The organism is Komarekiella delphini-convector SJRDD-AB1, assembly GCF_014831675.1.
Lineage (GTDB): Bacteria > Cyanobacteriota > Cyanobacteriia > Cyanobacteriales > Nostocaceae > Komarekiella.
In genome coordinates, this window is the sequence record NZ_VJXY01000051.1 from 1 (window position 1) to 19,433 (window position 19,433).

The 19,433-nt window shown below is 37.8% G+C and carries 14 protein-coding genes; 8 read left to right on the top strand and 6 right to left on the bottom strand.

Annotated elements, in window-relative coordinates; genetic code table 11:
• Nucleotides 1-1,141: 1,141 nt before the first annotated feature.
• Together FNW02_RS30175 and FNW02_RS30180 are read right to left on the bottom strand one after the other, a co-directional pair.
• The gene (locus FNW02_RS30175) at nt 1,142-1,498 is read right to left on the bottom strand and encodes a hypothetical protein (RefSeq protein ID WP_191761137.1); all 357 of its coding nucleotides are present in this window, start codon (nt 1,496-1,498) and stop codon (nt 1,142-1,144) included.
• Nucleotides 1,499-1,700: 202 nt separating this feature from the next.
• Nucleotides 1,701-3,230, bottom strand: a complete 1,530-nt coding sequence (locus FNW02_RS30180) for a right-handed parallel beta-helix repeat-containing protein (RefSeq protein WP_225226009.1) — start codon at nt 3,228-3,230, stop codon at nt 1,701-1,703.
• A gap of 702 nt (nt 3,231-3,932) precedes the next feature.
• Here FNW02_RS30180 and FNW02_RS30185 point away from each other — a divergent pair.
• The 7 genes from FNW02_RS30185 to FNW02_RS30215 all read left to right on the top strand — a co-directional run bounded on the left by FNW02_RS30185 (nt 3,933) and on the right by FNW02_RS30215 (nt 12,877).
• Complete coding sequence (locus tag FNW02_RS30185) at nt 3,933-4,709, top strand: WecB/TagA/CpsF family glycosyltransferase (RefSeq protein ID WP_191761170.1); 777 nt, start codon at nt 3,933-3,935, stop codon at nt 4,707-4,709.
• 320 nt (nt 4,710-5,029) lie between these two features.
• Complete coding sequence (locus FNW02_RS30190; protein WP_191761139.1) at nt 5,030-7,225, top strand: GumC family protein; 2,196 nt, start codon at nt 5,030-5,032, stop codon at nt 7,223-7,225.
• 129 nt (nt 7,226-7,354) lie between these two features.
• Nucleotides 7,355-7,933 carry a serine O-acetyltransferase gene (locus tag FNW02_RS30195; protein WP_191761140.1) on the top strand — a complete coding sequence of 193 codons (579 nt, stop codon included), beginning with the start codon at nt 7,355-7,357 and terminating at the stop codon, nt 7,931-7,933.
• A gap of 42 nt (nt 7,934-7,975) precedes the next feature.
• Nucleotides 7,976-9,016 carry a glycosyltransferase family 2 protein gene (locus tag FNW02_RS30200; RefSeq protein ID WP_191761141.1) on the top strand — a complete coding sequence of 347 codons (1,041 nt, stop codon included), beginning with the start codon at nt 7,976-7,978 and terminating at the stop codon, nt 9,014-9,016.
• An 88-nt stretch (nt 9,017-9,104) separates the two neighbouring features.
• Nucleotides 9,105-10,340 carry a glycosyltransferase family 4 protein gene (locus FNW02_RS30205; protein ID WP_191761142.1) on the top strand — a complete coding sequence of 412 codons (1,236 nt, stop codon included), beginning with the start codon at nt 9,105-9,107 and terminating at the stop codon, nt 10,338-10,340.
• A gap of 158 nt (nt 10,341-10,498) precedes the next feature.
• The gene (locus FNW02_RS30210) at nt 10,499-11,776 is read left to right on the top strand and encodes an O-antigen ligase family protein (protein ID WP_191761143.1); all 1,278 of its coding nucleotides are present in this window, start codon (nt 10,499-10,501) and stop codon (nt 11,774-11,776) included.
• A 180-nt stretch (nt 11,777-11,956) separates the two neighbouring features.
• A complete protein-coding gene (locus tag FNW02_RS30215) occupies nt 11,957-12,877 on the top strand; it encodes a hypothetical protein (protein ID WP_191761171.1) in 921 nt (306 codons plus the stop codon).
• Nucleotides 12,878-12,932: 55 nt separating this feature from the next.
• On the opposite strand, the gene FNW02_RS30220 is transcribed toward FNW02_RS30215, so the two are convergent.
• From FNW02_RS30220 to FNW02_RS30235, 4 genes are all read right to left on the bottom strand, one after another.
• Nucleotides 12,933-13,640, bottom strand: a complete 708-nt coding sequence (locus FNW02_RS30220) for a class I SAM-dependent methyltransferase (RefSeq protein ID WP_191761144.1) — start codon at nt 13,638-13,640, stop codon at nt 12,933-12,935.
• Between the two features lie 165 nt (nt 13,641-13,805).
• Nucleotides 13,806-15,146 carry an oligosaccharide flippase family protein gene (locus tag FNW02_RS30225; RefSeq protein WP_191761145.1) on the bottom strand — a complete coding sequence of 447 codons (1,341 nt, stop codon included), beginning with the start codon at nt 15,144-15,146 and terminating at the stop codon, nt 13,806-13,808.
• A 19-nt stretch (nt 15,147-15,165) separates the two neighbouring features.
• The gene (locus FNW02_RS30230) at nt 15,166-16,365 is read right to left on the bottom strand and encodes a glycosyltransferase (protein ID WP_191761146.1); all 1,200 of its coding nucleotides are present in this window, start codon (nt 16,363-16,365) and stop codon (nt 15,166-15,168) included.
• 474 nt (nt 16,366-16,839) lie between these two features.
• A complete protein-coding gene (locus FNW02_RS30235) occupies nt 16,840-17,844 on the bottom strand; it encodes a glycosyltransferase family 2 protein (protein WP_191761147.1) in 1,005 nt (334 codons plus the stop codon).
• Nucleotides 17,845-18,164: 320 nt separating this feature from the next.
• Here FNW02_RS30235 and FNW02_RS30240 point away from each other — a divergent pair, with 320 nt between their 5' ends.
• The gene (locus FNW02_RS30240; protein ID WP_191761148.1) at nt 18,165-19,238 is read left to right on the top strand and encodes a glycosyltransferase family 47 protein; all 1,074 of its coding nucleotides are present in this window, start codon (nt 18,165-18,167) and stop codon (nt 19,236-19,238) included.
• Nucleotides 19,239-19,433: the final 195 nt, after the last annotated feature.

Genomic DNA, 19,433 nt, shown 5'->3' on the forward strand with positions numbered 1-19,433 from the left:
ACATCCTTTGATAATTGAGTAGTAATAGTCAGCTCCTCTAGTTAATCTTTCTTCATAATTATTCATTGAACATAATAAAATTCAGTCGGCTAATACCTCTATCTTCTGCGTGATTTTACCCTCATCAAAGAGAGAGAAAAAAGAATAACTCTTGACTTTAAGAGCATTTCAAGAAATACAATGCCCTGTCATGCTCACAACAGTGTCAAGCAAACTACCATTCCAATACTGTGAAGTGCTCTAATAAGATTGTTATATCTGTTCGTCTGTTCGAGATATCAGTAAATCAATATCTTTTTTATATTTTTTATGAAATCTTAATAATTCTAAATAAGCAAAGGGGACTATTATAGGCCAGACGAGAGTAGCTATAAACAAAATTATTCGAGACCAAAAGCGCTGTCCTGGATTCATTTCTTTATCGCTCATAAAAAAAAACAGCCATTCAGTGAAGATAAAGTAAGCTATCACTGAGTAGGCTACTATCCCCAGATAAATAGTAAGTGAGTAGAACATAATGTTTCTATGAGTCAGTTGTCGATGAAGCCGAGGAATGTAATTTCTTGTCCATAGCAACTTAGCTGATGAGCGTCTGGAAAACTTACTGTCTCACTTATAGGAAAGATGAAGCTGAGCCAGCATTTGAGCCAGAACTAGGGACAAGTTTATTGTGAGTTTATGAGTTTACACCCTAACGAATGCGCTTCGATAATAGCATCGTCTGTCTTTTCTTGTAACTGTCTAAAGTCTGAAGTTTTACGATCTCTGACAAAAAGTGATCCAAGCGATCAAGGTGGATAGTCTCAATAAAAGTGAAGCGAGTCAACTGTTCAACATCAGTCTTAACACAATTAACTTGTGGTTTCAGAGCAAAGCTCAAACAGGATATGTACAAGCCCAGGTGAGCGTCTAACAAAAGTCATAAAATCACCAATTTGCCGAATTTTCGGGCATTTAACGACGTTTATTAGCCAAATTTTTATTTTTAAGTCAGGTCTAATGGCGATCGCTTAATTAGCAAGTAATGAGTATTTGTTACTACTTTTAAGATTAAAGTCAACTATCAAAAAAGGTATTGCAGATATGTATATATACATACATAGCTGATTCTGGCTATCAGATGATTAATTTACTGACGTTGCTAAATCATGGGATTAAATTTGATGTATTGAAATCTCAAACTCTTTATCCGGCGTTGCTGAGTAAAAATATGAATTTGTATCACGCAGCGGAAAGTCTGTAGCTTGCTTCCCGCAGGGTGCGCCGGCTTCCGGCGAACAGAACTTTCCAAGACAGAGCCGCAGCGGAAAGTCTGTAGCTTGCTTCCCGCAGGGTGCGGAGGTTTCCGACGCTCCAACGCTGCGCTATCCGTTGGCGCAGCCCGCCGTAGCGAAAAGTTCTGCGGGAGGGTTTCCCTCCGCAGGAAACTTTTCAAGACAGGCATCAGAACTTTCCAAGACAGAGCCACAGAGAGTAAGAGTTGATTTTTAAACTTCATATTCAAATTCAGCAACGCCCTTTATCCTCTGTGCATATCTGCGCGACGCCCTTCGGGTGATGCCTCCGGCACGCCTGCCGTAGGATGCCCAAAGGGCTGTAGGGCGAACGCCAGTTCCCTGTTCCATGAAATATCGGATGAAACGGTTCATGGATATTGTCGGGGCGTCTATTAGCGCAATACCCTGTTCTTGAAAACAACTTCAATACTCATAAGCACCTATATCAATGCCAGCACCTTGATTTCGTTGCACACCATTCTTATCAAACTTTGCATATGTACCAAGTTGTGAGGAGCCAACATCAATTGCTAATGAACCAGCTGCGAGACGGAAATCATTTCTATTTAAGTTGACAAATCCAATCGACCGAACTTTAGTATTATTCAAAAGTTTCGAGTTCTCAATTCTACTACCACCTTCATAAAAATTTGCAAATTTATCCGTGAATAAGTTGTAATCCCAGGTCAGGTTTTTAACATCTTGAATATACCCATTCCGGTAGGTACTATCGGCAAAAATATTGTTGCGAACTAAAATATCATGAGGTTTATAACCGCCGGTATAATACGCACCATCGATAGAAATTGCTTGGACATTCTTGGCAATAGTATTATTGACAATCTCAACGTTACGAACATTTCGACCAACGAGAATTCCGCTACCACCATTCACTCCCAGCCGTCCATTCTCATAGATCACATTGTTGTAGACTCGGATACCAGATACATCACCTTGATTAGAAACTTCATCTGCAATGACAATTGCATCAGCAGTATTCCTGAAGACAGTATTGTTGTAAATATCAATGTTAAACATCTCAGCACGGTTGCCATCAATGTAGATGGCAGCACCACCGTTATAGCCTTGAGGTGTCCCAGAAACTTTTGCTGCGCCAGTCACTTTATTGTTATGGACGGAGCCATTACGGGAACCGACTTTGATATCAATCCCTTCGCGATTGCCTTCTTTAACAATATTATTTGCTACTTCAAAGCGATTGACTCCCCAAATACTCAGTGCTTCCTGCGTACCAACTGTATAACTGTTGCTCCGCCATCTCCAATTGGCTCGTTCAACAGTGTTATTTAGCACTTTGATATCTTTACTGGTAACTTCTAGTTCTCCACCATTGTAGTAGTTTGCAGGCAGAATAATGATTCCCGAAGCACCAGTCTCATAGGTATGGTTGTTTTTAACAGTTATGTTATTGGCATTACGCAGAGAGATTCCAGCCCAGGATGTCTTCTCAATGCGGAAGCCATCAATGACCCAATACCCCTTGCCGTTCGACTGAATAACTCCTTCCCCAAAGCCACCATTGATGGAGTCAGGGTCGCGCAATATAACCTCACCATTCGCTTTGAGTGTGATATTTCCCGACTCACTATCACCAGATTTATCGAGGGTGATTAGCTCAGTGTAAGTACCTGGTTGAACTTGAATAGTATAACCTGGCTTGACGGGAGATTTTTCACTGACCGCATAGCTAATGGTTTTCCAGGGTTTCTCTTTCGTACCTGGATTATTATCACTACCTTTTGGTGAAACATAGTAGCTAGCTCCTGAATTAAGGGCTAGTTTATCTGAGGCCTCTACCGCATTGACACTAACGGATGTATCAACTTTAGAGTTTACCCAACCAAGGTTTAAAAAGAGAGTAAATAGAAGGCTAACAATGAAAAAGAGAACCGAAGAAGGCTTACAGGAGTTACGGCTTTTTTTGGTAGTCATATTCACAAGACAAGACAAGGGAACTTTGGCTGAACGACACAAAGAAAGGATAAACACAGATGGCATAGGTGGATACAGAGAAATTACTGAGATTTTATGAAAAGTAAGCAGAAGCCAAAATACCTCATGTCTTAATAGCAAAATTCAGATTATCCGTAAGGTCGCGTAGCTTGATTACTCAATTATAATAGTAAACTTTACATTTTCTTTAGCAAAAAGTTAAAATTCCACATATTAACTTTACATTACCTATTTGTGATTTTAATGAAAAGCTATAGGATACATAAATAGCTTGCCAATACAACACCTATGTAATTAAATAACTGACTAAACTTTATCCTTTCTATGTTTATTAATTGTTTAGTGAAATAGACATAGGATTACTGTTTTTAAGTAAGATTCAGGCGTTTGAAACCGAGTCACAAAAACAGTTTCAAAATTGAGTTTTGCTCATTAACATACCTTGAGTTGCAATAAGGGACAAAAATATCATCGTCAAGAAATTCTTATTGAGAATATAAATTTGTGACTAATCCCCAGAAACCTTTATCAGGATAATGATTGTAGAGATTTTGGTATGACCTGAATTATTACGTTTTTAATTACGCTTTTTTGTGTAGTACCTTCAAAATAATCACCAACTTTGGCTAGACGTTAATAAATAAGTGTCTTGATGAGGATTTGGTTGTTGTACCAGTTATTATGAGACAAGTAAAAGTGTTGAATGTGGCCATTAATAATATCACAATGGCTGAGTTGTTGGAAAATTTGCAAGAGAGTGGTGTTGTATTTACACCTAATGTGAATCACATTATGCAATTGCAAAAAAATCAAGATTTTTACCATGTTTATAAAGAAGCAGACTATGTAGTCTGTGATAGCAAAATATTGATGTATGTAGCTCGGTTTTTAAATATACGAGTTAAGGAAAAAATTTCAGGTTCGGATTTGTTTCCAGCTTTTTATAATCGTTACAAACATGATGAAAGTATAAAAATATTTTTGCTAGGGTCTGAAGCAAAAGTAGTTAAGGCTGCTCAGCAAAAAATAAATGCAAAGGTAGGTCGCGATATAGTTGTTGCTACTCACTCACCTTCATTTGGTTTTGAGAATAATGAGAGAGAGTGTCAGGAAATTGTCAATCTTATTAACTCCTCTGAAGCCACGGTTTTGGCAATTGGTGTAGGTGCTCCCAAACAAGAAATGTGGATTGCCAAATATAGAAAGCAATTAAAGAAAATCAGAATATTCTTGGCAATTGGTGCAACAATTAACTTTGAAGCAGGGAATTGCAAGCGATCGCCAAAATGGATGAGTGAAGTTGGACTTGAGTGGCTTTATCGGCTTTTAAGTGAACCTAGGCGACTTTGGAAAAGATATCTCTTTGATGCTATTCCATTTTTATTTTTAATAATCCAACAAAAATTGCAGCTTTATAAAAATCCTTTTCATGATATGAGTAAAGGTGAAAATAATTGAAGAAGGTATTTATGTAAGAAGTAAAAGGTAGAGGTAGCTATTCAGAAGGAGATTCGCTGTTGAACCAGAAGCACTTGAAAAAAGTAGGGATTTAAACTCTTACTTTCTATTAGTCGCCAGATAATTTGGGCATTAAACGGAGGAATAAATTCATTCAAATATTGTTCCTTATCCTCTGGCTTTATCGTTGTTTCTATATTTTCCCTTTATTCCTAAAAATTTTCTTAACTTTTATATAAACTTCATATATATTAAGCCATTTATATCAAAATATTATAAATAGCTCCAACTACCCATTCATCTAAAAATAAGTAACTGGTATGGATAATAAGAACTATCCTGATGAAATAAATATTCAAAAATATCTGCTGGTTTTTAAGCGTCGCTGGTTGATAGTTTCAGGAGTATTTGTAGCTTTTGCTGCATTAGGTGGGGCTAATTTCTTCATGCAACCAACTACGTACGAAGCAAGTGGAAAATTAATGTTTCAATTAAATCGTACATCATCTCTTACAGGAGTTGGAGAAAAAATAGGGCATTTGGAATCAATTGGGTCTAACAATGCATCTAATCCTCTAGACACACAAGCTTTGCTAGTGCAGTCTGAAACCATTAAACAAGACGTGATAAAGACTCTCAAGCTTGAAGATCAAACAGGCAAGCCTCTCAAGCCTGAGTCACTTGCCATTGAGGTTGAAAGAATTATCGGTACTGATGGATTTAATATTTCTCATATATCTGAAGACCCTAAAATGGCTACAGATATAGTTAATGAAGTGATGAACTCTTACATTGCTAATAATATTATCACTAACCGTTCGGAGGCGATCGCTGCGGGTACGTTTATTCAAAAACAGTTACCACGGGCAAAAATAGAATTAGATATGGCTGCTGAAGCTTTACGGCGGTTTAAGACTCAAAATCAGGTTATTGATTTGCAAGAAGAGACGAGTGGCACAGTTAAAGCTATTCTTGCTCTTGATGAGGAATTAAATAATGCTCGCTCTCAGCTAGCAGATTTGAGTACCCAAGAGAAACAAATACGTCGTCAACTAAATCTTAAAGAAGGACAAGCTGTAGATATTACCTCTTTAAGTCAAGCATCTGGTGTACAAGAAGTATTAGCTGAACTGCAAAAAGTTCAAACTCAGTTAGCAAATCAAAGAGCGCGTTACACAGAAAGAAATCCATCTATAATTAACTTAAAAAGCCAAGAAATAGCCCTAAAATCTTTATTACAGCAGCGAACTGCCGAGTCTTTAGGATATAAAATACAGCTTTCTCCGAATAAATTGCAAATGGGAAAACTCAAGCAAGATTTGGCTTCAGATTTTGTAAAATTACAGTCACAACGCTTGGGGTTAGAGAAAAAAATAGCATCTATTTCTAGTATTAGGCAATCGTATGCTCAGAGAGCGGATGTTATGCCTAACTTAGAAAAGATGGAAGGAGAACTTAGCCGCAATCTTTTAGTATCCCAAAAAAGCTATGAAAATCTTTTGACAAGATTGCAAGAAATTAAAGTAGCAGAGAATCAAACTATTGGTAATGCACGTGTGTTGCAATATGCTGAGGTTGGGAGCAATCCAGCAGCTACAAAACGTAAGATGCTGATTTTAATAGGCGGGGGATTTGTGGGTTTATTACTAGGTGTAGCAGCTGCCTTGTTTATTGACCTAATTGATAGGAGTGTGAAGACATCGAAGGAAGCAGAGGAACTTTTTGGTTATACTTTATTGGGACTAATTCCCACTTTTGAAAGCAATAACAACACATCGGAAGTTGAAGATACAACCTGGGAAAGGGTTTCTCGCCGAGTTATTGTTGCAACATATCCTCGCTCAATAGTTCACGAAGCATACCAAATGCTTCAGGCCAATCTAAAGTTTATTAGTTTAGATAAAAAAGTTCGCACAATTGTTGTTACTAGTTCTGTCGCTGGAGAGGGGAAATCAGAAATTTCGGCTAACTTAGCTATGGCAATGGCTCAAGCAGGACGACGAGTATTATTAGTTGATGCAGATATGCGTCAGCCATCTCAACATCACTTTTGGGGTTTAATCAACTCCGTGGGTTTGAGCAATGTTATGGTTGGTCAGGATGAATTTTCTCAGATTGTGCAACAAATTACACCTAATCTATCTGTCCTTACAGCTGGAGTTATACCACCTAATCCTTTGGCATTGATTGACTCGGAGCGTATGACTACTCTGATTGATCAATTGTCTCAACAATATGATTACATTATTTTCGATACTCCTCATTTAATGGGAACTGCTGAAGCAGCAGTTTTAGGTAAGATGGCGGATGGAGTTTTAGTTGTAATTAGGCCTGGTGTTGTAGATTCAACTAGTGTTGCAGCTGCTAAGTCTCTGCTGTCACTTTCTGAGGCTAATATTTTGGGCATCGTTGCCAATGCCGTCAATGTCAAGCAGGAACCCGATAATTACTTTTATTACAATAGTCCACGAGCAGAAAACAGTGTTGAAAAGGTAGATACTGCACCATTGTCCTAAACTTTATCTAATTATTTAATATTAAATAAAGCTAATTGTTAGCTAATGTCAATTTAAAAAATTTGTACATTTGCTAAATACTCTCAATTGGAATAGCTAATTAAAAGAAGCTGAAATAGGAACCTCGTGATGGATACACAAATAGAGTTAAAAATAAATGCAAGTGCAGAGGAAGTTTCGGCTTTAAGTCTTTGGCAACAAATCAAAGAAGACTGGATTGCTCATGGACGAGATTGGACTAAGCCAGGATTTAGAGCGGTAGCAATTCAGCGTTTTGGAGTGTGGAGGATGAAGATTCAACCTAAACTTCTTCGCGCACCCTTCAGCATCCTCTATAGAATGTTATTTCGTAAAGTTCGCAACACCTATGGTATTGAATTACCTTACAGCGTCCAACTTGGTCGCCGCGTGATTATTGAACACCAAGGAGGGATTGTAATTCATGGAAATTGTTTGATTGGTGATGACAGTATTATTCGCCAAGGTGTTACTTTAGGAAACCGTTATCTCAATCGTCCTTTTGATGCACCAAATTTAGGTAAGCGTGTCAATATTGGTGCTGGTGCGAAAATATTTGGCAACGTTACTATTGGGGACGGTGCAAATATTGGTGCTAATGCTGTCGTTCTCTGCGATGTTCCAGCAAGAGGAACAGCAGTTGGCATACCTGCAAAAATAATCAATGTTGAGAGAGGTGAACTTAATTAAATATAAGAATATTTTTAATAATTATAATTAGAGGTTTTTACAATGAAAAAAGTATCTGTTATTATTCCTGTTTACAAAGTTGAGAAATATATAGCAGCTACGGTGCAATCTGTTCTCGCTCAGACCTATACAAATTTTCAACTTTTACTAATTGATGACGGCTCTCCTGATAGAAGTGTTGAAATCTGTCAGCAATTTACAGACCGCAGAATTGAGATTATTCGTCAGAAAAATTTGGGAGTTGCTGCGGCCAGAAACACTGGTATCCGCCAAGCTACAGGAGAATATTTAGCTTTTTTGGATGCAGACGATTTGTGGTTGCCAGAAAAGCTCGCAAAACATATTGAGCATCTAGATAGTTCACCATCTGTAGGAGTTAGTTTTTGTCGCTCTGCCTTCATTGATGAGGCGGATAATCCTTTGGGTATATATCAGATTACTAAGCTTGAAGGAATTAATCTAGTTGATTTACTTTGTCGCACCCCAATTGGTAATGGCTCGGTGGCAGTGATTCGGCGGGAAGTTTTTGATGATATTAAATTTTCAGACAATCTTTATGGTGTTGTAGAAAACTTTTATTTTGATGACGATAGGCTGCTGCATCCATCAGAAGATGTGGAATGTTGGCTACGGATTGCTGTTAAAACAAAATGGAAAATTGAGGGTATTCCTGAACCTCTGACGCTCTATCGGGTAAATTCACAGGGACACTCAGCCCAACTAGTTAAAAAGTTAAATTCCTGGGTAAAGATGTTAGAAATAGCCTCTGAGTATGCTCCTATGGAAATGGCTAGTTTGAGAGATATCGCTATGGCTTATCAACTACGCCATTTAGCTCGAAGGGCAGTAACTTTAAAGGCAGGTTCAACAGCTGTGCAACTTATCCACCAAGCCTTATCAACTTATTGGCGCATTCTGCTAGAAGAACCACGTCGTACACTTATTACTTTGGCTGCTGCTTATTCTCTGTTGGTTTTGCCGCAATCTTTTTACCAGCAACTTGAAGCTTTAGCCTTAAAAATCACAGGTTTTAATCAAAAACGTCGCATTCTTAAAGAAGAATCTGCGTTTCCCACCTCTTAGTTATGGGTGATGAGTATTAAAGAGATTTTCATGTTTAATTATGGGTTTTTCCTATGATTGACTGTTTTGAAAAGAGAGATATTATAAAATGCCTAAATCCCTGCGGATTCTTTATGCCGTTGGCCCTGAAGATATTATTGAAGCTTACAATTATTGGAGCAAGGGTGAAGATGCGCCTTCACAAGTATCAGTTACTTTTTCAAGTCAGTTCTATGAAGTTTGTAAAACTTTAGATGCAAAAGGTTATGCGATCGCACAGTCTAATCAAAAAAGATGTATCCAAGATGAACGATTCATCATTGAGCATCGTCCAGTACCATTACCTGATGCATCAGGCATATTATATCATTTAAGACAAATTTGGTGTGGCTTGCACTTGCTGGCTTCTGCAATTCGCTTTCGAGCTAATGTTGCAGTCGTAGATAGTGGTACAACATATTGGTTTGTTTTATCTTTATTTTCCTGGCTAGGAGTGAAAGTTATCCCATCATTGCATTGTTTACTATGGTGCAAGTATCTACCTCCACGTTTAGTTGATAAATTAAATTTACTACTTAGCCATAATTTGTTTGCTTATGATTGTAAAGCAGTACTTGTGGCGTCCCATGATATAGCTGCTCAGATTTCTCACCTGACTGGGGGAAAACATCAACCAATTTTAGAGTTCTTTTCGACCTATCACTGTGCAGACTTTGCAAATTTAGCTGTACCTGATATTAAGCAGTCATCTTTCCGCATTCTTTTTGCGGGACGGGTTGAGCGAAATAAAGGTGTATTTGATTTGTTGGAAATTGCTAAGCGTTTCGCAACCGAGGGTAGACAAGAGATCATTTTTGATATCTGTGGTGAGGGTTCAGCACTAGAAACTTTGCGCTTGGAGGCGAAGCAAGCTGGCGTTGATGGCTCTTTTATCTGTCATGGGTATTGTAGCAAACTGCAAATGCGAGGAATGTTTGAGCGATCGCATGTTGTCGTCGTACCAACTAGGACAGAATTTATTGAAGGTTTTAATCGGGTCGTGTGCGAAAGTATTTTATCAGGTCGTCCCGTTGTTACCTCCGCTGTCTGTCCTGCTTTATTTTATGTTCAGGATGCTGTCGTCGAAGTGCCTCCTAATGATGTCCAAGCTTATGGTAATGCTTTGCTAGAGTTATATAGCGATCGTCAACTTTATGAACATAAGAGACAAGCTTGTCTCATAGCGCAAGAACAATTTTATGACACTAGAAAGAGTTGGGGAGCTGCGCTGAAATCTATTCTGCTGGCAATTCAAGAACAAGAAAAAGTTAAAAAGTTAGCTATAACAAGTAAAATAGGCGGTTAAAAACCACGTCTATACAAACAAAAATCCCTTCGTTCTATAGCCCTTTGGGCATCCTACGGCAGGCTTTGGCGGAGCTATCGCCATAAAGATATTACTGCTCAACCGTTCTAAAATTTATTAATTAATAATTATTTTGTCAGTACTATAAAATTAAATTTATGAGGAAAATATATTTAGAACTGGCTGAGAAAAGCTTTGCAATTTTAGGATTAACCTTTTTTACAGGAGCCTTTGATATAGGCTTAACATTACCCACAGGGCCGTTATTTCCAGGCCTCATTAGAACAGCAGTTCGATATTTTGTTTGGGTAACTTCGCTTTCAATAATTTGCATCGATTGGAAAAACGCTTTACGTATAGCCAATAGAGAAAAGTTACTCTGGATATTGACAACAATTATCTTTTTATCATTTCTTTGGTCAGATATTTACTCAGAAACGTTGAGAAATAACCGCGAGGTTTTACAAATGACCTCATTTGGCTTATATTTTGCTACACGATTTAGTTTAAAAGAGCAAGTAAAACTAGTAGCATTGACCTTTAGTATCGGAGCTTTATTAAGTCTTTTTTCTGCTTTAGTAATACCTACTATCGCCATACATGCAAAAGATCATAATGGAGCTTGGCGAGGAATATACGATTATAAAAATACCTTGGGTGCGATGATGATTATCAACTCATTAGCGCTTTTTCTCTTGCCTATTGACAACCCAAGACATCGTATTTATCAGAAAATTGGTATTGCTATATCATTATTAATGATTCTACTTTGTACCTCTAGAACATCTCTAGTTGTCTGTTTAATTCTGGCATTAATTCTATCTTTCTATAGAAACTTTCGTTGGCGGGGAAAGATAACTGTACTTTTTTTAGATATAGGCATTCTAATTATGGGATGTGTGGGTACATTAGTTATTAGTAATTGGGCAACTCTCATAACTAGCTTGGGAAGAGACCCGACTTTAACAGGACGGACATTGATTTGGAATTTTATTTTTATGAAACTTGAGGATAGGCCTTGGTTAGGTTATGGACGTAGTGCATTTTGGTCACATGAAAGTAAGTACGCGGCAGAAGCAGGTGAAACACTTGGTTATGGTCTAATTTTGCCTCATGCTCATAATGGTTTTATAGATATAATACTTGATATTGGTTACATAGGTTTATTCATTTTTATAATCATTTATTTTACAGCTTTTATCAGGTCAGTAAAACGAGCTTATGCTACAAATAATCCAGAGGATTTGTGGCCTCTGGGATTTCTGATTTTTTTAGCGATGAATAATATGACAGAGAGTTATTTGCTGCGTTTAAGTAATATATATTGGACATTATTTATTGCAGTTGTTCTTTCTGTGCAGCAAACAAGGTCAACTAGTAATTTGATAAGTAAATGGAATTCACAAAAAAAGAAACAAGTCCGAAAAAGCTCATGAAATAACCTTAGTTAATTATAGATTGAATGAGGCGATCGCCATTAATAAATAATAGCCAAAATCTAGGTGACATTATATTTTACTGTACCAAAATTGAGAACAACAATGATGACTAAAAATTTTCCAACTACTTTTGTGTGTTGTGTTGAGTCCGGCTCACTGGAGACGCAAACAACGCGTATGATAGAAAGCCTGCGTCGGTGGGGAGGAAAGTTTGCTGATGCACCTATATATGCCGTAACCCCTCGCTTTGGGCCTCCTCTTGCGAAGCAGACACATCAAATTTTTGATAAATTCCAAGTGAAGTATCTCTATTTTCAAAAAAATGACAAATATGCTTGGAACAAATTTTTGAATAAACCTTTCGCTCTAGTTGCTGTAGAAGAACTTGCTCAAACTGAATGTATAGGCTGGCTAGATAGCGATTTACTGATTGTAGATGAACCAGACCAACTCACTCTCAACCAAGAGGAAAGTTTTCTGGCTTGTGCTTCCGATAAAAATATTGGCACTACAGGTTTACAAGACCCCTGTGAAGCTTATTGGCAAGAGATTTGCAAATGTGTAGGTATTGATATTGAAACTCTCCCCTGGATTAAAACAGAGCAGGAAGGAATACTAATCCGTTTATATTGGAACAGTGGGATTTTTGTTTATCGGCGTTCAACAAATTTTGCCCAGCATTATTTGCAAGCATGTCTGCAATTATTTGATGCTTGTCTAGCTTCTCACGAAAGCGGGTTTTTTTTCAACGACCAAGTTGCTCTCGGTTTAACTATGGTCAAGATGAGGATTCCTTGGCGGGGATTGCCTTACTCTCACAATTATGCAATGGGTAGTAAGACACACAAGGATTGGTACAGTGAAGAAAAACTCAAAGCAGCTAAAATAGTTCACTACCATGATGCTATGTGGCCTGCATTCTGGGAAACATTTGTAGAATGTCTCTCTCAAACTCATCCACCTGTGGCTGATTGGCTGACTTCTATTGGTTCTATGAAAAATGAAGCTCCCCCTGTGTTTCGTGCTGTCAAAAAAGTTATCGATTTCACAAGGTCACGGCAAGAGTTGGCTTATACGAGAGCCTGTAAAGTAATTTAGTCGTAAATAGTAGAGACGTAGCAATGCTACATCTCTACTATTGTTATAGTACAAGTCACAAATCACTTAGCTTCCAAAGACCTAAGCATTTATCTATATCGGCAAAACCTGCATCACGTCTCTCATAAATGAGCTTTAATGGTGTAGGAAAATTAAAGGGTTCAAGGCACATATTAAGACCACGATAACCACCTGTTAGTATAGGGAAGTTTTCTACAGTATCAGGATGAGTAGTAGTAAGTAAATACTTCGCTTTACTTGTTTTAAAGTTTTCTATTGCTGCGAAGATATCCTCGAATGATAGGTGAAAAAAACAGTCTCTACAAAGAATCAATTCAGCATTAGGAAGCTCATCCTTTGTAATATCACATTCAAAGAAAACTCGTTGAGAACTTGCAAATTTATTTTGATTGTTTTCGATTAGTTCTTTAACAATGTCTCCACCAATATAATTACATCCCAAATCAATGGATTTCATCCAGTTGAAATCCCCACAAGGTACATCCAGAAGGACATTAACGTTAAGCTCTCGTATTAGTTCAGGTAAAATTTTGCGAATTTGTCTAGTCTCAAACTCTGATGAACCAGGCCCGGATTTTGATTCTCTATTACCCCAATGATCCTTTTCATAGAATGAAGTGAATATTTCTTTTGAAGACTTACCAACTAGCTCTTTATGGGTTTGTTTTTGTTTCCAGAGCCTAAAATTGTTAACTAAAGACTGACCTAACAGTTGCTTTACTGATCGCTTTAGAGTCTGCATATATTTTGTTGTAACTATTAAGCTTTTTGGATGTTTTTACGATTTGATAATCAATCACATAATAACATTTATCATTACAATAATCAACCAATCAGTGAATATTTAAAACTGATAAATCTTTGGATGCGATCGCTATCAAGAAAATCATCAATTAGAAGTATTTAACTAAAAGAGTGCTTGAATTGGTAGTCCAAAACCTAGATAATTTCTAATGCTAAGAAGTATAGTTAACATGACAATAAAAAAGACAGTACTTTGAATATCCTGAGTTAGACAAAAGAGTTGTTCTCGCCAAAGCGCATAAAGATTGACTAGATACAAAGGCAAATCGCTGACTGCAATTACAACAATTGCTCCAACAGTACCAAAATAGAAAAATGCTATGGGTAATCCCAAGCCAATCATTACGAACCCAGCTAGATTACTTTGGGCTGAATACAAAGGCTTGCCAATCGCTAATAAAGCCGGACTTATTGTGTAATATAATACTGAAAACCAAACGCCGCAGCATAGAATCGGCATCATCCACGTTGCTTCGACATACCTTTGGTCATAAAGTACTCCAATTACTAAATCACCAACAGCCACTAAAGCAGCTAGCAACATCGCAAACCCAAGCAATATCATCTGACGTTGGCGGAGGATTTTGCTTAGTAAACTTGCTCGTGGTAGGTCAATTTGCTGGGAAATCGTCGGAAAAATAACTTTATAGCTGAGATTTTTTACAATTTCTCTAGGTATCGCTGCCAAACTATAAGCTATGGTGTATACACCTAAAAGTCGAAAGGCTAGCAGCTTAGCAAGAATTAAGCGATCGGCTTGCTCATTCAAAAATGTCACACCTGTGGCGACAAACATCCATCTCCCAAAGGATACTATCTCTTTAACAGCATCTCGATCCCAAGCAAATCGATTGGAATATCCTGGTATTAACCAATGGCTACCCACCATTCTGTATATTGATCCTGCTACTACTCCAATAGCTAGAGCCAACATACTTGGACTTAACCAAGCACAAAAAATTAAAGTAGCCAGACTCAATACCTGTATGCACAGATCAAATTTGGTTAACTTACCCAAGTCTAGGCGTCGGTAGAGAGTATGTATAGCATTAGAACCGAATCCATCAAAAACTGATGACAGTCCAACAAAGGGAATCAGCCAAAGCAGACGTTGGTCATTGTATAAGTTTGCAATGGGCAAGGTAATCAATAGAAAGATCAACCAGAGTACCCAGCCACGTATTACTTGCAGTGTCCAAGCGGTATTCAGAAAAGTTGGTTCATCACCCCGTTTATTATGAATGATGCTTTGAGGAATACCGATGTCTGAGAATAGATCAATACCTGCTCTCAAGGTATTAACCACAGCCATCAGACCAAAATACTCTGGTACTAGCAGGCGAGTCAGAATCAGATTACTCCCAAATCTTAAGATTTGAGCAGTTCCATAACCCGCAATTGTCCAGATTGCACCACGGACAGCAAGCTTTTTTACAGATGTCATAATTTATGAAAAATTTAACTTAGCTATGTTGAAATAGGTTTGCTAATTGGCTTGCTTCTTGTGCAATATTGTGTTGTTTTTTAACAGCAGCGAATCCTGCTTTACCCATTTGCTCAAGTTTCTCTGTTGGGAGTTGCAGTACTTCACGTATTGCTGCTGCTAAAGATTCAATGGAACCGGATGGTACAAGCCAGCCGTTGACTCCCGGTTTTACCAATTCTGGAATTCCGGCAATATATGTACTAACTACTGGACGCTCTAATGCTAATGCTTCCATGATCACTACAGGTAGCCCCTCTGCAAAGCTAGCTAGAATTAAAGCGCGAGAATTCATAATATGTTTTTGAACCTCAGCACCACTAGCCCAACCAGTAATCTTTACTTGCTGTTCCAAACCGTAGTCTTTAATTAAGGTTTCTATTGTCTGTCTTAAAGGCCCGTCACCTACTAGAGTCAAGTTACACTGCAAGTTTTCTGAGCTTAGTTGCTTAACTGCTCTTAGTAATAGTAATTGACCTTTTTCTTCACAAAGGCGACCAACACAGACTAAGTTTGGTTCGGATGTGATTGCTGTTGTTGGTTGATTGAAAAAGTTATCGTCTAGACCACAACGAATTACATGAATCTTGTCCCACTGTTGGTAGCTACACCAGCGATAAAGCTGACCTCTGCTGAAGTCGCTAACAGTAACAACAAATGCAGCTCGATTGATTTTTTCCGCCAGAGCTAAACTTTCAGGTCGATCAAATTCGTATGGGCCATGAACTGTAAAACTATAGGGAGGGCCACCTATTGCTCGACACAACATCGCCACAGTAGCAGGATTGGTTCCAAAGTGAGCATGTAGGTGAGTTACACCTGATTGACGAAACCAATTCAGCAGAATGCAAGCTTCAGCTAAGTAAATGATATGGTAAAGAACGCCTTGCTCTGAAGATCTACCAAGTTTGATAGCTAACAGTAAACCTTTTAGCCAAGGAATTAATCTGGTGATAGCAACGCTTAATAGGTTAAATAGTAAACCTAATAAGCCTACACCCAAAACTATTTGAGTTTTCTGAAATTCCAGTTTGTCTTCTGGGTCAATCAGTTCAGATTCGCATGAGCGAATTGAAAAGCGTGCTACTGAAAGACCGCAAGCCTCAATTGCTGCAATTTCGCGCCGGATAAAGCTGTGGCTGACTTTAGGATACTGATTAACTAGATATGCAATTTTCATATTGACTTTAAATGTGCTGCCAGATTATCAAAAAATTAGGAAGACGCTTTGCATAGTTCATCTAATACCGTGACTCATTTCACCATCGACAATCCGCGATCGCAGCGAAATAAATCATCAATAAAAGTGACGCACGGTTTTAATAAAGTATTTCGTCCCCTCAAGTAATTTAAATTTTTATGCTTGACTGAATAATTAATATCATTTCTCTATGAAGATGCAACTTATCTATCTCCGTCTATCGCCGTCCCCTCTTGGCAAGAGGCAAGTGTTGTACGGCGCAACCTCATACAGAATTGGTATAAGCAAGTATTTTCACTATAAGTGTGGCAAAACTAACATAGTATTTTTTCAGATTAAAACCAATATGTTTGTATGAAGTTAATCTTTAGATATATTGGTAATTTCTTGAATTTATGGTGAACATAGCATGAGGAGTATAGCAAAGTGCTGAATAGAGAGGCGGTAGGCAAGTTATGAGGCTGCTTTCTTGTATTCAATTAAGGTACGCTGCTGTTTAAGCAAGCGGGAGAGTTGAAACTGTACCTGACCCTGCACCTGTGGGAATTTACTTAATAGGCAAAATAGTGAGTAGAGAATTGCATCTTCTGATTTCAAACCTTGGTTAAATGTACTTTTATATACTTTATATGCCAAGATTGCATAGAGCATTAATAGTAATAGTATGCTTAAACCTGAAGTTAACCATGCAGCTGCAACAGCCAGTAGCGGCAAAAGCAAACCCCAAAACCAAATACTTCGGCTTTCTTTGACCCAATGACGTTCTGGGGGACGACCGTGCAGCCAAGACCCCTCAGCATAAGCATGACCTGCTCGCTGCGATCGCTTCCACCACTGACCAAAGTGAGTGATTTGAGCATCGTGCAATGTCATATCTGCATTTATACGTAAAATTTTACCTCCTGCTTGACGCAATCGCACACATAGCTCTGGTTCTTCACCGGCAATCAGGGTAGGATTATAACCTCCCACCTGTTTGAGCGCCAAGACACGCATCATCGCATCACCGCCACAAGCTTTAGCTTCACCAATGGGGGTATCCCACTCAATATCGCACAGGCGATTATAAATCGAGTTGCTAGGGAATTCTTCGCGTCGCCGACCACACACCACGACTACATCAGGTCGGGAAATTAATTCTTGCATTGCAAGTTCTAACCATCCCTGTACTACTTGGCAGTCTCCATCTAAAAACTGGACAAATTCGATATCTGGTTCTACTTGCAATAGATATTCAAATCCAGTGTTTCTGGCGCGAGCCGCAGTAAAGGGAATGGATAAATCAAGATCTACTACATGCACTCCTAAAGAACGAGCTAACGCTACACTACCATCTGTAGAACCAGAATCCACGTATACTACTGCGATCGCGATCGCTTCACTCATAACTGATAACAGACACGCTTTGAGACGATTTCCTTCATTTCTGCCAATCAGAACAACTCCAATTTTATGCATTTTTAACCTTCTATTACGTAGATTATCAGTGGTTTATTGCTATAGTGATACTTTGAAATTTAATCATACTGGACAGCTTAATTTGTTACTTTCAATATTTTTAATTCACAATGTGCAGCTTTTTATACTTACATTTATTATTCACTTCACATTTAAGCTAGTTGATGCACTATGGTGAAATCTAATTTAGACCTAACCATAAATTGTATGATTTGTCAATTTTTACAGATTGATTTATTTAAAGATTTTCCTCCCAGAAAATTTTGTTTAACTTTGCTTCATTAAGTACAATATTATGAATTAAATAAGAATACACTATTATGTTAAACAGTCAATTAGTGTCCAATCAATACTATATTTACATAACGCCAGAGGAAGGGCTAATTCTTTGGAATATATACAACCCTAACCCAGCCCAATGTGGCTTTGTCGCTTATTTTGGTAAAGTGTTTCAATTCGTAGAAAAAAACTTGAAGCACAAAGGTTTAACGTTTTACATAACAATGACTGAAATGAATGAACTGCCATCCTATGGTAAAAATGTAATTGTGGTTATGCTAGGAGATGAATTATGTCGCATACCCAAATATGTTGATAAGGTAGGGGCAATATATAAATGCTATGGGACTAATCAAATAGTTGGATGTAATCCATTATTCGAGCCTTCTTATCTCAACTTGGTAACAGTAATTCAATATGTGAGAAACTTAGCTATTCGCCTGCCTTGGATGATAAATTACCAGTTTAAAAAACTCAAAAGCTGGTTATCAAATACAAGTAAAATTGCTCCAATATACGACATTCCCTTGGGATACTATAACTCAGAGGATTTGCCAATAAAGAATATAGAAGACCGTCTTTATGATGTTTTTTTTGCTGGTAGTGCAACACATGAACCTTATCCTATATGGTCTTTGCAGTATTGGTTGAGAACTCCAAAGACTATTTCTCGTGAACAAATGATATTGAATGCTAATCGTTTTCAAGAAAAACATCCTGAGTTTAAAGTTGAATCTTCCATAACTCAGGCTTTCGGCGCTACTGGTGATAGCAAAGCTGCAAACAGCTATAGTGAAAGAATGATGAATACGAAAATATGTCTCGCTCCTAGAGGAACTTCATTTGAGACATATCGTTATTATGAGGCAATTAAGTATGGTTGTATTGTGATAACAGAAGCTTTACCTTCCAGGTGGTTCTATGATAGTTCGCCTGCGATTAAAATTACAGATTGGCGCGATTTAGAAAGTACATTAGAAAAGCTGCTGTCAAACAAGCAACTAATGCAAGAAATACACCAAAAATCTTTGAATTGGTGGAAAAGCAAATGCTCAGAAGCCGTTGTTGGTGAGTACATTGCCAAAAATTTGAACTCATTGATTGATAGTAGATGACTAAAGCTAGCTTTTTAATCTTTTCAGTTTGCGAATTTCACTAATTCTTGCTCCAAAACTTGGACAAAACCGATCGCAATCTGAATCAAAGGTTAACCTATTAAATAAATAAACGTGGCTTTACAAGTTCTGATATCTAACCCTTTGTGTAAGGACGTTCTTAAGCGTCCTCAAAATTCCCCAGTTTAATTCTTT